The following is a 13,952-nucleotide window of genomic DNA, read 5'->3' as shown; positions in this document are numbered from 1 at the left end:
CCCCAGAGAAGTCAGTGGGTTACGCAGAGAATCGTAACGGGATACCAGATCAAGGGCCTGTCCAATGTGCATAAAAAAATCCGGAAACGAGTGAGCGTTTCCGGATTCTTACACAGCCACTGGATCGGTCAACTGATCCTTAACTGATCGGCATTACTTTATAAGGTGCCATTTTTTTATTGCGTAACCAGACGGCGCAGTCGTGACACATCCACCGTTTTTTCAGCCTCTGCCAGGCTCCAGGCGTTTTGCAGATTCAGCCACATTTGCGGCGAACTGCCGATCACCACGGAAAGTTTAATCGCCATTTCTGGTGTCAAAGCTGCTTTTCCGGTCAGCAATCGGCTTGCCGTTGAGGGCGCAATTTCCATTGCTCTGGCAAACTCGCGCAGGCTGACATTAAGTTCGTCCAGTGATTCCTGAATAATGTCCCCCGGGCGGGGATGATTGGCCATTTTCATCAGTGATAGTCCTCGTAATCCAGTATGTATGCATCGCCATTGACGAATTCAAATGTGATTCGCCAGTTGCCCGAGACAGATATCGTCCAAATTTCATCGCGATCGCCGCTTAACGGGTGTAGTCGGTAACCGGGCATATCGATATCAGCAAGACAGCTTGCTGCATCAATCACAGCGAGTCGGTGGCGTAATCGTTTGACTTGCGTCGGTATAACGCCGGAGGTTTTGCCGAGAAGAAACAAGTCACGCAATCCCTTGTGTCTGAAATTCATTATCATCACTTCATCCTTGTTCCTTCGAAAGGAACACTATCACTATTGTTCCGTGCAGCGCAACAAATTTCGCTATGTTTTCGCGAATTGTGAGGGGAAAGATGGGGGAGGAAAAGAAGAAGAGTGAAATTGCGGAAAGCGTCTCGCAAAACAGGCTGCGACCCGAACATGGCAGTCGCAGCAAAGGACTCTTAGCGACGGAAATCAATCACCATACGGCCACGGATTTTACCTTCTTCCATCTCGGTAAAGATGGTGTTGATGTCCGCTAACGGACGCAGGGCGACTTTGGGCACCACTTTACCTTCGGCGGCAAACTGGAAGGCTTCGGTTAAATCCTGGCGCGTGCCGACCAGCGAACCTACGACTTCAATGCCATCCAGCACCAGCCGTGGAATATCAAGACTCATAGATTCCGGCGGTAGACCTACAGCCACGACACGCCCACCTGCGCGAACGGCGTCGACCGCCGAGTTAAATGCGGCTTTTGCTACCGCCGTCACCACCGCGGCATGAGCGCCACCGGTTTTCTCTTGCACAATTTTGGCAGCATCTTCAGAGCGTGAGTTAATTGCTAAATCAGCGCCCATCTCGGTCGCCAGTTTCAGTTGCTCATCATTGACATCAATGGCGATCACTTTGGCGTTAAAGACATTCTTCGCATATTGCAGGGCGAGGTTGCCCAGACCGCCAAGACCGTAGATAGCAATCCACTGCCCGGGGCGAATTTTTGACAGTTTCACCGCTTTATAGGTGGTGACGCCCGCGCAGGTAATGCTGCTGGCGGCAGCCGAGTCCAGGCCATCCGGCACTTTGACCGCGTAATCAGCGACCACGATGCACTCTTCAGCCATCCCGCCATCAACGCTGTATCCGGCATTTTTAACTGAACGGCAGAGGGTTTCGTTGCCGCTGTTACAGTATTCGCAATGACCGCATCCTTCAAAGAACCATGCTACGCTTGCGCGATCGCCTGGTTTCAATGAAGTTACTCCAGGGCCAACTTCCGCCACCACACCAATGCCTTCGTGCCCCAGAATTACGCCGGTCTTATCACCAAAATCGCCATTCTTAACATGAAGATCGGTATGACATACACCACAACACTCCATTTTTAACAGAGCTTCACCGTGTTTCAGTGAGCGCAGCGTTTTATCCGTAACGTCAACATGATGATCCTTCGTAACAACCGCAGCCTTCATAGTTCCTCCTTTTCGGATGATGTTCTGCATAGCAGGTGAGGCAAATGAGATTTATTCGCCACTACCCAGTATGGATGAGATCTGAAAAAGGGAGAGAAAAATTGCCCGGCAGTGTTCACTACCGGGCAGAGACTTAGATGGAAGTACGACGGTAGTCGCGGTATTCGGCTTGCCAGAAATTATCGTCAATGGCTTGTTGCAAAGCTTCAGCGGAGGTTTTCACCGCCACGCCTTGTTGCTGAGCCATTTTGCCGACCGCAAAAGCTATAGCCCGGGAGACTTTCTGAATATCTTTTAGTTCCGGCAATACCAGACCTTCGCCGTTCAGCACCAGAGGAGAATACTGCGCCAGGGTTTCACTTGCCGACATCAACATCTCATCGGTGATGCGTGACGCGCCGGAAGCAATAACGCCCAGCCCGATCCCCGGGAAGATAAAGGCGTTGTTACACTGGGCGATAGGGTAGATTTTATCTTTCCATACCACGGGATTAAACGGGCTGCCAGTGGCGACCAGCGCATTACCTTCGGTCCAGGCAATAATGTCCTGCGGCGTGGCTTCGACGCGTGATGTCGGGTTAGAGAGAGGCATCACGATTGGGCGTGGGCAATGCTTGTGCATTTCGCGGATGATCTCTTCCGTAAACAGCCCGGCCTGTCCGGAGACGCCAATCAGAATATCCGGTTTGACATTGCGCACCACATCGAGCAGTGACAGCACATCGCTGTCGGTATCCCAGCCGCTGAGATTGTCCCGCTTCTGCACCAGTTTGGTCTGGAAAGGCAGCAGATTTGGCATCTTGTCGGTCAGCAGGCCAAAGCGATCGACCATAAACACTTTCTGCCGCGCCGCTTCCTCGCTTAATCCTTCGCGCTGGGTCTGGGCGATGATCATCTCCGCAATACCGCATCCCGCAGAGCCAGCGCCGAGGAAGACGATTTTTTTCTCGCTTAACTGACCACCCGCCGCGCGACTGGCTGCTATCAGCGTTCCGACCGTTACCGCGGCGGTCCCCTGAATGTCATCATTAAAGGAACATATTTCATTGCGATAACGGTTCAGCAGCGGCATCGCGTTTTTCTGTGCGAAATCTTCAAACTGCAGCAACACGTCAGGCCAGCGTTGCTTCACGGCCTGGATAAATTCATCAACAAATTCATAGTATTCGTCGTCGGTGATACGCGGGTTCCGCCAGCCCATATACAGCGGGTCGTTAAGCAGTTGCTGATTGTTGGTGCCAACGTCCAATACTACCGGCAGCGTATACGCCGGGCTGATGCCGCCACAGGCGGTATAGAGCGACAGTTTACCGATTGGAATGCCCATCCCGCCGATACCCTGATCACCCAGGCCCAGGATACGTTCGCCATCCGTCACCACAATCACTTTAATGTTGTGATTCGGCACGTTTTGCAGGATGTCGTCCATATTGTGGCGGTTCTGGTAAGAGATAAACACGCCGCGCGAACGACGGTAGATCTCGGAGAAACGTTCACAGGCCGCGCCGACGGTTGGGGTATAAATGACGGGCATCATCTCATCAAGATGATTGTTCACCAGGCGGTAGAAGAGGGTTTCGTTGGTGTCCTGGATGTTACGCAGGTAGATGTGTTTGTCGATTTCGGTTTTGAATCCCTGATACTGGATCCACGCACGTTCCGCTTGTTCTTCGATGGTTTCGACCACTTCCGGCAGTAACCCCAGCAGGTTGAAGTTACGGCGTTCTTCCATGCTGAAGGCACTGCCTTTATTCAACAACGGAAATTCCAGCAGTACAGGGCCAGCGTAAGGAATATAAAGCGAACGCTGTTTTTTTGTTTTTGGTTCCATGTCACTCACTCTTTTTTGAATATCCATCCCTGGGGCGCTTTTATCGTCTTTGCTTTACCGCCAGGGCGTCGGCCCAAGTATAAAGCAGATAAAAACAAAAACACCATTGCGCTGGCAATGGTGTTTAATCGTCATTGAGGACGGATTGTTAAAACTTACTTTTCAGCGGGGCGTTTTCTGCCTGTTGGGTTATTTACCACGCTGGATTTGTCACCTTCGGTAACTATTTTGCGCTGGTTAGATATTTTATGATCCAGTCCAAGAATATGACGGGCCTGACGGTTCGATTTCATTTTAACTCCTCAATCCTGTTACTAGTTTTAAGGACAATTCGCCAAAGCGAAGAAACGTAACCCCTAAGGTTGCGGATCAAGCATAGCAGCTTAAAGTGTAGGGTGCTGGCCACTGACCACATAATTAATAGTTTGCTGGTAGATATCACTGAGGATGTCGTTATCAGAAGCTTCCAGCCATTTGGTCAGCTCCATGAGAATATCATCTTCAGTGACAACACCGTGCTCTGCCCGAAGGCCTTGCTCAATGGCGTTAACCAGAGCGGGTTCTGCTGTGGAATTTGCTGCCTGATAATAAGTAAACATAGTGATCCTCCTTGTCTGTGTATTTATGGTGTCTGCTACGCCTCGCAGATTTATAAAGCACATTCAGCATGGCAAATATTTATTGTCTCGTTACCAGGAATAATCCTGGTTGGTGATTTTTATATTTTAAATGCATGATGTTATTGGTTTTTATTTGTTGGGCTATCGTTTTAGTCCTATATTTCCAGACATCCGGTGCGGTCATTCCATTTAAATGCGCAGGTGATTTTTTTAGCCGGTTTAATTCGGAATATCCTGCTTATCCTCTTGCTGTTTCTCCCGTAGTCTATAATTTCCTTTTTAAGCCCACAGGAGAGCAACAATGACAATCCATAAGAAAGGTCAGGCACACTGGGAAGGCGATATCAAACGCGGGAAGGGAACAGTATCTACCGAGAGCGGTGTGCTGAACCAACAACCGTATGGGTTTAACACGCGTTTTGAAGGCGCAAAAGGAACCAACCCGGAAGAGCTGATTGGTGCAGCACATGCCGCTTGTTTCTCGATGGCGCTTTCATTAATGCTGGGGGAAGCGGGATTCACACCAACATCGATTGATACCACTGCCGATGTATCACTGGATAAAGTGGATGCCGGTTTTGCGATTACTAAAATTGCACTGAAAAGCGAAGTCGCCGTTCCGGGCATTGATGCTTCCACCTTTGACGGTATTATCCAGAAAGCAAAAGCAGGATGTCCGGTTTCTCAGGTACTGAAAGCGGAAATTACGCTGGATTACCAGTTGAAAGCATAAATTCTCGCCGGATGATGCGTCATCCGGCAAGTTATCTACACAGATACTTTGTCCTTATCCCAATGAGATCTCGTATTTAAACCGTATCTTTATTCTGCTCATTATCCCCTCTGCTCATAAAAAATCATTATTGCATCAGGTTGTGAATTTATACTTCGTTCAGAATATCAGTAAATATTGGGTTATTTATGTTTTCTGTTTGATGGTGCGAATCATATGTGCCATTGTAAGACTTAGTTAATTTTAACCAATTCAAATCTATTTAAATTAATTCATTTCAATTAATTTGCTAATTGATATTGTTCAATAAGGATGAAGCCATGTCGGTGAAAAAGGTCTCTTTTTTTATTGTGTTAATTTATCTAAGCCAGTATGCAAGTGCATCTTCAGAATTTAATTTCTCACCTGACAGTGTTTTTGTTGATGCTTCTCTTTCATTTCTGAATGGTGAGTCAGGTGAGTTTGTCTATAGTAATGGTGGCACACTTAGCCAACTGGACTGGAAAATTCAAAATACGCCCATTGTTAAAATGGGCGTAACCTGGGATGCAGTCTCATGGCTGACTCTTAATGCCAACGGCTGGACGACGCTTGCCTCTGCCGGTGCGCTAATGGATGATTATGACTGGCTGGAACCGGGGCAACAACACTGGAGCGATTGGTCACATCATCCTGCAACACGGTTAAATTTTGCAAATCAGTTTGATCTCAATATGACAGGTTGGTTTTTAAAGGAACAAAACTACCAATTAGGCGCTGTGTTAGGCTATCAGGAGACGCGTTTCAGTTGGTTGGCGAAAGGCGGTTACTATAGTTATGACAACGGTGCCGACATTGGTGATATTCCTCATGGCCAAAAAGTTATTGGTTACCAACAAAAATTCAGCGCTCCCTATTTAGGTCTTTCTGGTAAATATATCTACCATGATTTTGATATTATAACGCAATTTAAATATAGCGCCTGGGGAGAAGGGAAAGGCACAGATCAGCATTACTTGAGCAACATTACATTTAAAGATAAAGTATCTAACCAAAAATATTACTCAGGTCTTATTAACGTGGGGTATAACATTAATCCACAGGCGCGTATTTTTACAGAAATATCATGGAGTAGATTCTCTAATGATGTTGGTAACACAACAATTTATCATAAAGAAAATGGTGAACGTGTAAAAGATAAAGATTCACCTGGGATGCAGAATTATAATTACATTATTGGTGCGGGTATTATGTACAGATTTTAATATAGCGGCGCGCAAATAGCCTAATACGAATACATGAAATCTTGCCCGCCAGTGCGGGCAAGATTTACTAAACGTCGATTTGAAGCGGTAGCGCAGTAGACATCCAGACAGAGATCTCTTCGGCGGGTAAAGGGCGTGAGAAGAAATAGCCCTGAATAACGGGGCAGTGGATCTTGCGTAACATCTCAAACTGTTCTTTTGTTTCTACACCTTCAGCCACTACGGTTAAGTTCAGGCTTTGTCCAATGCCGGTAATAGCTTCTAACAAGGCGCGAATGCGTTTTTCAGTCAGACAACGATCGACAAAACTTTTATCAATTTTGATTTCTGTTACCGGCAGGCTGACTAAGCGTGATAAACCAGAAAAGCCGGTGCCGAAATCATCGACGGATAAACCTACACCCATATCCCGCAGGATCTGGATGCGTTTAAAGATCTCCGTATCGTGTTCCATCATCATGCTTTCGGTGATTTCCACTGTTAGCTGGTGGCCGTCAATCGCCCAGGCTTCCATCGCGTCGGAAACCTGATTGGGTAGTTGATTACTGCGAAAATGCAGCGCAGACAAGTTAACGGATAACGCCGGGATGTGAATATTCTGGCTATGCCATTCTGCTAACTGGCGACAGGCTTCAGCGATGACCCAGCGACCAATGTTTTCAATTTCACCAATCTCTTCCGCGAGGGGAATAAACCGGGAAGGGGGAACATGACCATGCTGCGGATCGTACCAGCGAGCAAGAGCTTCAAGACCGTACAGTTCACCCGTTTCCGCGAAGATCTGCGGCTGGTAAACCAGTTTCAACTGGTTGTTGCTGATCGCTTCTTTCAGCGCCGCACCTAATACCAGCCGCTCTTTAACCATTTCGTTCATTGTCGGACTAAAGAACTGCCAGCCGTTACCGCCATTTTTGCGAATGAAATCCATCGCATTGTGGGCGGTAGAAAGCAGGTAGTCACGGTTTTTGCCAACGTCGTAACTGATACCAATGCTTAAGGTTAAAGGAAAAGGTTGATCGTCAATGATGACCGGCTTTCTAATGATGTTGCGTAGCTCATCAGCGATTTGGGTAATGTTGCTTACTTCATCCTCCAGGCTAATGAGGACAAACTGTGCACCTTCAACGCGGCAGAGATACTGATCGGGTTTGAGTTTTTCGCGAAAACGATTAACGACCTCTAACAATGCCTGATCGGCCCACGCGTAGCCGAGGCTGTCGATCACATCCTGAATATGGTCGACGCCAATAAGATACACCACCGGAGAGACGGCTCTATCGACCAGGTCATCAAGGTAATTGTGCAGATTATTGCGATTTGGCAGACCGGTCATCGGATCAAACTGAATTAGCTGTTCGATGTGCTGGCGGCTTTTCTCCTGTTCCAGCGCCAGTGCGGCCATATGCTGGCTGATATCTGCCACACGTTCGACAAATGCACTGGTTTCTGTTCCTGCCGCGGTCTTGATTTGCAGTATCCCCGCAGGCGCACCATCACGCTGGCGAATGGTGACAGCCCAGCTTTGTGCATTCTTTACATCTACCTCATGAGAGGACGATGCCCAATGCACTGGCATCCCATTACGCAATGCATACAGCGATACGTGTGATTCATGAAGAATGGATTCAATATTACGGCAAATGATTTCACCCATTTCGTGAAACGGTGGGCTACTGCACATGGCAGCGAGGATGTTGCCTTCCAGTTGGCGGATTTGCCGTTCTTCGGTGATATCTGAGAAGGTCATCACCAGGTTTTGTAGATGAGCAAGCACGTCATAGACCGGACTGATAGACGCTTTAATCCAGATATTTTCACCCGTACGCGTCAATAACAGAAATTCATCCTGATCGCGGGAGGTTTTCCACAATAGTTGCTGTAAGCGAATGCGGTTATCTGTCGGGTAATCAGGAATGTTAAGTAGCGTATCGGGTTGCATACCGCTGGCTTCGCTGATGCAGTAGCCAAACATTTCGGTAAATGCGCGATTGCACTGCACGATATGACGCTCAGGATCGAGCACAATCACAGGTCGGTCGAGGTGGTCTACGGCAATGAGCAACTGCCGGGTCTGTTCTTTCTGCGCCATTTCAACGCTGGCATCCCGAACCAGCGCCAGATAATAAATTTTCCCTTCGGCAGTCACTTTTGACAGGGCAAATCGTGTCCATATTTTACTGCCGTCTTTTTTCTCCAGTTGCAATTCCCGGCTCATTCCTTCGACACGCGCTTTACCACCTTCACGGTTATGCCGGATATATTCAGGATGTGCAGGGCGCAAATTATGGGGGATGAGCATATCGATGTTATTGCCAATGACCTCTTCGCGCTTATATCCCCAGAGCTTCTCTGCGGCTGGGTTGAAAAACATCACTTCATCATTTTCGTTAATTAACACCGCCCCCATCATATTTTGTTCAAGGGCGGGAAAAAAAATGCCGTCAGCGGCATTTTCTGCATCGGTTAGCTTCATGATTACCTCTGCATCCGGGCGCATTTAAAGACTGGCTTTCCAGAGTTCAACACGGTTTCTACCTCGTCTTTTAGCGATATACAGAGCTTCGTCGGCTATTTGAATTAAACGTTCATAATCAGGATGCCCATTAAACATGGCGGCACCAATGGACAGAGAGAGGACAATATCTTCGCCGTTTGCAGCTTTTAGTTTGGTTTTTTCTACCCGACTGCGTATACGTTCTGCGGTACGTAAAGTGTCAGTTTCTGAGGCTTCAGTCAGTACAATGATAAATTCATCGCCACCGTAGCGGAAAACATAATCACTGCTGCGAACATTGTCGTAAAACGCCTGCGAGACTTTACGTAAGATCTCGTCACCGGTGTTATGTCCCCATGTGTCGTTGATCTCTTTGAATTTATCAACATCGATGATTAGCACAGACAACGGCGTGCCGGTTCTATTGGCATGGGCAATTTCACGTTTGAAGATAGTCGGCAGGAAACGGCGGTTGAGTAGCTTGGTTAACACATCCATTCCCACTTCATGGCGAGAAACTTCTTCAAACAGTTCTCGTAGTAAAGTGATAATTTGCGATACGGTATTTCGTATCTGTAATAAAAATTTCACTCGCAGGCTTTTGTTACTCAGATTTTTGGCATGGAGTATTGTCTGATTGAAAATTCCGTCGAAATCCTGAACCAGGCGGGAGATATGGCCTACTTCAGCAATACCACTAAAATAATGGCGGCCTTTATGGTTAAACCACAGGCCAAAATCAGCCTGGCTTAACGGTAGGCTACTGCCTAAATCAGAATCCAACAGAACTTTATAAATAATATCTATTTCCCATGAAAGTAATGAGGCTATTTGCCGTTCTTTTTCTTCTTCAGCATTTTCCAGTAATGAGAATATACGATAGTTCTCATCTTCTTTAGCTGCGCTACTGTCGCTAAAGGTAAACGCCCTGGTCATAACTTCCATGGCTATATCGATACTGTTAATCGAAAAATGATAAACCTGAAGTTTTTCCGCAGGCGAATAATCAGAGGAAAATATCACTGGATAGAGGATTTTTTTCAGCACGCGAAACCCCATCTCGACAATTTCCACGGGAATGCCAATACGAGCATGGACTTCAGCCACGGTATGTTGGATTTGTATCAGTCTTTCAACATCGTCCGTTTGCGCAGAGAGTACGTTGATAATCCACTTTTCCATAGCACTTTTGAGCTGTCTTTCAACCTGTTCGTTACTCAAAAACTCTTCGGCGTGCGGGTCAGTGCGTACAATACGATAAAACTCATTGCTCAGGTAATGGGCATGGGTAACGGCAATTTCTGCGGCTTTGGTGCGAATGATGGGAGCGGCCTGGGCAACTAATCCGGTCCACTCATCTTTCATTCTTTTAAAGTACATCTCCATAATTCAGCCCCTTATACGACTGGAAAGGCAAATGAGATCGAAAAAACGAAACGCAACACACTGGACAGGCTTATTGCACCATATTCTCCTGAAATATGAAGATGTAATGAAGAGAAATAAACGAGTTAGACAGTTTTAATCTACGCTACTGTTCTTCTGAAGAGTATAGCCCATCGTGATTATTTTTCGGTGGCGACGAACATCACTTTGTTTTTCATATTAATACTAATTAATCAGGAGATTATGGCCATTTGCTTATACGCAAATAATTTAACATTAAGAGAATGTGACTTTTTTGAAAGGTAACAGGCCGGTGCTTTAATCACCGGCGATGGCACAGTAAAAAAGGGGATTAGCTTCCCCAGCGACTTTGCAGATAACTAACGGCTTGCTGGGTCTGTGGTTTATTCAGGTAATCTTCGCGGAACAAAATAGTACCGCTAATTTCTGGAACAGCGTCGTTAAGATCGAGCTGCTTTTTCAGTTCTGGCACGCCGCCGTTAACTGTCCAGTCAGGTTCTATCTTCGAGGGTTCTCCAACTTTATAGAAGGCGACACCGATATAGAGACGGGTTTTGGTCGGTTTGACGACATCTGCCCACCATTTAGCCAATACGTCATAGCGTGCGGCGCTACGAGAGAAAGGCCAGTAAATTTGTGGAGCAATATAATCCAGTAAACCTTGTTCGACCCAACGGCGGGTATCCGCATAGGATTCATCATAGGCAGCAGCTCCACGGGTATCTGAACCGAGTGGATCATGTGAGCGATTACGCCAGACGCCTGCCGGGCTAACACCAAATTCGACCTCAGGCTTCAGGCTTTTTATGGTATGCGATACTTTCGCGATTAACTGCTGGGTATTGTTGCGTCGCCAGTCTGCTTTCGAGGCAAAAGCGCCCCCATATTTGCGGTACGTCTCGTTATCGTTAAGCAGTGAACCTGGTGATTCGGTGTAGAAATAGTCGTCGAACTGCACACCATCAACCGGATAACGGGAAACGACTTCTGCAACTATCGATGTGATCCAGTCCTGAACTTCAGGGATGCCCGGGTCGAGAACAAAACGGTCGCCCGATGTCCTGATCCAGTCGCGATGCTGCACATAGACGCTGGCAGGTTGCTGCGACAGGGTGTTATTCAATTCCCTGATTGTTCCGGGTTTAGTATTAACCGACACGCGATAGGGGTTAAACCAGGCGTGTACTTTCATCCCACGCTTGTGGGCTTCATCGAGTATAAATTGCAGCGGATCGTAACCGGGGTCTTCACCCATCTTGCCGGTCATAAGATCTGACCACGGCAAAATTTTTGATGGCCAAAGGGCAGTGCCATCGGGCTTTACCTGGAAAAAGACCGTATTTATGCCGAGACGTTGCAGATGATCCAGCTTGTCGATCATCGCCTGTTGTTGCACGCTGGCTCGGGTGGTGGGGTTACTAATGTTAACCGAGGAAACCGGGGGCCAGTCGAGGCGAGACACAGTGGCCAGCCAGATACCACGCATGGGTTGCGACGATTGTTGCGCTGTTGCTGGTGGTTTTAAGCCTGCTGGTGGTGTAACTATTGTGGTTGGCGGTGTTGTCTTACAACTACACAGTAAAAGAGCCAGTGCAACGAGCGCCGCTGGTCTTTTGAGCGCGAATTTCACGTTTCGGGAGCAGATATCCATATATGCTGGTTTCCGGTAAACAGATGTGTTGCTCATTCTCGTACTTATCTGGGGCAAGTCAATACGATAACTGGTACGAAAAAGGGAGCGATTAACTATCGCTCCCTTATACTGTCACCACTCAGATAGGGTTAGTGTTTCTTGTCGTTTATCACAATATAGTGCGGTGAACGTGCACGTGGATGCAGGAAGAAGTGGCCTTTCGGCGCGTTCTGGCTGTTAATTGGCTCCAGTGTTACACCGGTATTCGCTTTGCCTCTACGATCATGGATGGCATAGAGAATAAAGGGTAGGGCGAGTACTACCAGGAAACTCACCACCAGTAATTCAACATACATATCGGTAGAGTCACCCTGGATATTATCCGGCGGCAGGAAGGAGACGATAAACGCCATAATTGAGGTCAGCAGACCGACAATCGCTACCACCAGTTTTACGCCTTTACCGCCAGGGATATTAAATGTGCGTTTTAAATCAGGATGTTTAAGGACTAATACAATGTAGCCAATAAACAGCATGAAATAAGCACACAGATAAATCACCACTGTCAGTGCCAGTGCAATCAGGAAGGACATGTTGTTACCACCACCGGTATTGGTGAGGATAATCAACGCAATTGAAGTGATCACCAATTGGGAAATAACCAGCGTTACCGGCACGCCATTTTTGTTCATTTTGGCGAAGCTGGCGGGCAGCAGGTTTTTCTGTGCAGTGACATACATACCGCGAGAAGGGCCGACAATCCAGGATGCTATTTCTGCCAGTACCCCCAACAGCAGCAGGGCGGAGATCACGCGTACCGTCCACTCAATTTCCGGTGCCACATGGGACATCAGAACGGTAAAGGTTTGCATCACCCCTGCGGAGAGGTTGATTTCATTACCCGGAATGACCATCGCAATGGACAAACCACCAACCGAGCTTAAGCAGATTGCCGCCACCATCAATAGCAGCATGGCTAATGGATAATCGCGCCCTGGATTACTCATTTCATTGACGTGCGTTGCGGATGCTTCCACCCCCATATAACTCAGGATGAAGGCAACAAACACAACCAGCGTGCCAATTTTTGAGAAATCAGGAAAGAAGGTTTTTGCATCCATTTCGATAGCAACCGGCGCACCGGAGTGCAGGTAAATAGCCGCTAATGCGATCAAAATAAATGCAGGCAGCAGGATCCCGGCGAAGAAGCCGACTTTAGCAATTCGCGCCGTATATTTCGTGCCGCCGAACTGCGTTAATGCCAGTGCCCAAAGAATGATGAGTGCTGCAATGGTTTTCGTTACCGGGTCTTCATTCAGTGCAGGCCATTTAAGGATGTAGGAGAGCGCTCCTAACACGAAATAGAGCATTGGAATAAAGCCGATAGCGATTTGCAGATAGCCAAATGAGATAGCTGCAAATCCCCATTTCAACCCCAGGGTATTCGATACCCAGGCGAAAACACCACCTTCCTCCCAGCCGTCCACGGTAGCCATTTCCGCAGCACAGAGGCCCACGGGAATAAACCATAAAATCCCGCCTAATAGCAGGAAGAAGACTAATGAAAAACCAGATGTTGCGAATGTCGGGTATTCATAAACAGCCATTACCATCGACGCCGTAATGGCGAAGAATCCAAGTAATGTTAGCTGCTTAGCTTTACCTGTCTGTACCGATGTAGCCATATTATCCCCCTAAAACGGTATTCCTGTCGGAACCGCACCTGTCTTGTTCTGAAGCGTGTTCAGAGCAATATTTTCCGTTGCTAATGCCAGTGAACAGACTTTGGAATTTGTCCCGAAACAGGAGCGTTCCGGGACAGCATTACCACTTAAACGTTATCAGGTATGTTTAAAGCTGTTCTGCTGGGCAATACCCTGCAGTTTCGGGTGATCGCTGAGGTATTTCAGGGAGGCTTTGTAGTCTTCCAGCAACAGTTCAGCGAAGTCCATTTCGAAGCCACGACGACACATAATACGCATCACCACGATGTCAGTGGCTTCACCGCCAAGGGTGAAGGCTGGAACCTGCCAGCCGCGCAGGCGCAGACGTTCA

Annotated in this window: 13 protein-coding genes and 1 pseudogene; 2 read left to right on the top strand and 12 right to left on the bottom strand. The window is 47.5% G+C overall.

The features are described from left to right. From A9587_RS25340 to bdm, 7 genes are all read right to left on the bottom strand, one after another. On the bottom strand, nt 1-72 hold a 72-nt coding region (locus A9587_RS25340; protein WP_001675268.1), incomplete at its 3' end, for a hypothetical protein. 104 nt (nt 73-176) lie between these two features. Next, nucleotides 177-461 carry a HigA family addiction module antitoxin gene (locus A9587_RS23610; protein WP_000781370.1) on the bottom strand — a complete coding sequence of 95 codons (285 nt, stop codon included), beginning with the start codon at nt 459-461 and terminating at the stop codon, nt 177-179. After that, a complete protein-coding gene (locus tag A9587_RS23605; protein ID WP_016248700.1) occupies nt 461-739 on the bottom strand; it encodes a type II toxin-antitoxin system RelE/ParE family toxin in 279 nt (92 codons plus the stop codon). The genes A9587_RS23610 and A9587_RS23605 overlap by 1 nt, the downstream gene beginning before the upstream one ends. A gap of 185 nt (nt 740-924) precedes the next feature. Next, nucleotides 925-1,935 (bottom strand): alcohol dehydrogenase AdhP, encoded by a 1,011-nt coding sequence (gene adhP / locus A9587_RS23600; RefSeq protein ID WP_000642389.1) that lies wholly within the window; start codon nt 1,933-1,935, stop codon nt 925-927. A gap of 133 nt (nt 1,936-2,068) precedes the next feature. Next, nucleotides 2,069-3,766, bottom strand: a complete 1,698-nt coding sequence (gene maeA, locus A9587_RS23595; protein WP_001516384.1) for a malate dehydrogenase — start codon at nt 3,764-3,766, stop codon at nt 2,069-2,071. A gap of 155 nt (nt 3,767-3,921) precedes the next feature. Beyond that, complete coding sequence (sra, locus tag A9587_RS23590) at nt 3,922-4,059, bottom strand: stationary-phase-induced ribosome-associated protein (protein ID WP_000841554.1); 138 nt, start codon at nt 4,057-4,059, stop codon at nt 3,922-3,924. Nucleotides 4,060-4,149: 90 nt separating this feature from the next. Beyond that, nucleotides 4,150-4,365, bottom strand: a complete 216-nt coding sequence (gene bdm, locus A9587_RS23585) for a biofilm-dependent modulation protein (RefSeq protein WP_000495761.1) — start codon at nt 4,363-4,365, stop codon at nt 4,150-4,152. A gap of 322 nt (nt 4,366-4,687) precedes the next feature. Here bdm and osmC point away from each other — a divergent pair, with 322 nt between their 5' ends. Both osmC and A9587_RS23575 read left to right on the top strand, forming a co-directional pair. Further along, the gene (osmC, locus tag A9587_RS23580; RefSeq protein ID WP_000152293.1) at nt 4,688-5,119 is read left to right on the top strand and encodes a peroxiredoxin OsmC; all 432 of its coding nucleotides are present in this window, start codon (nt 4,688-4,690) and stop codon (nt 5,117-5,119) included. 320 nt (nt 5,120-5,439) lie between these two features. Then, nucleotides 5,440-6,363, top strand: coding sequence for an omptin family outer membrane protease (locus tag A9587_RS23575; RefSeq protein ID WP_001516383.1), 924 nt, complete (start codon nt 5,440-5,442; stop codon nt 6,361-6,363). Between the two features lie 67 nt (nt 6,364-6,430). Here the strand turns inward: A9587_RS23575 and dosP are convergent, their stop codons facing one another. From dosP to A9587_RS23550, 5 genes and pseudogenes are all read right to left on the bottom strand, one after another. After that, nucleotides 6,431-8,836 carry an oxygen-sensing cyclic-di-GMP phosphodiesterase DosP gene (dosP, locus tag A9587_RS23570; RefSeq protein ID WP_072274857.1) on the bottom strand — a complete coding sequence of 802 codons (2,406 nt, stop codon included), beginning with the start codon at nt 8,834-8,836 and terminating at the stop codon, nt 6,431-6,433. Between the two features lie 24 nt (nt 8,837-8,860). Beyond that, nucleotides 8,861-10,243 (bottom strand): diguanylate cyclase DosC, encoded by a 1,383-nt coding sequence (gene dosC / locus A9587_RS23565; RefSeq protein WP_000426259.1) that lies wholly within the window; start codon nt 10,241-10,243, stop codon nt 8,861-8,863. A gap of 352 nt (nt 10,244-10,595) precedes the next feature. Then, entirely contained in the window at nt 10,596-11,915 is a 1,320-nt protein-coding gene (locus tag A9587_RS23560) for a family 10 glycosylhydrolase (protein ID WP_016248698.1), read from the bottom strand. Nucleotides 11,916-12,046: 131 nt separating this feature from the next. Continuing rightward, nucleotides 12,047-13,582, bottom strand: a complete 1,536-nt coding sequence (gene gadC / locus A9587_RS23555) for an acid resistance gamma-aminobutyrate antiporter GadC (protein ID WP_001516379.1) — start codon at nt 13,580-13,582, stop codon at nt 12,047-12,049. Nucleotides 13,583-13,738: 156 nt separating this feature from the next. After that, a pseudogene (locus A9587_RS23550) lies at nt 13,739-13,952 on the bottom strand (glutamate decarboxylase); the annotation flags it as partial.

The organism is Escherichia sp. MOD1-EC6162, from assembly GCF_002965125.1.
Lineage (GTDB): Bacteria > Pseudomonadota > Gammaproteobacteria > Enterobacterales > Enterobacteriaceae > Escherichia > Escherichia marmotae.
Note: the sequence above shows the minus strand (reverse complement) of the source record. Positions and strands in the feature narration are given on the sequence as shown.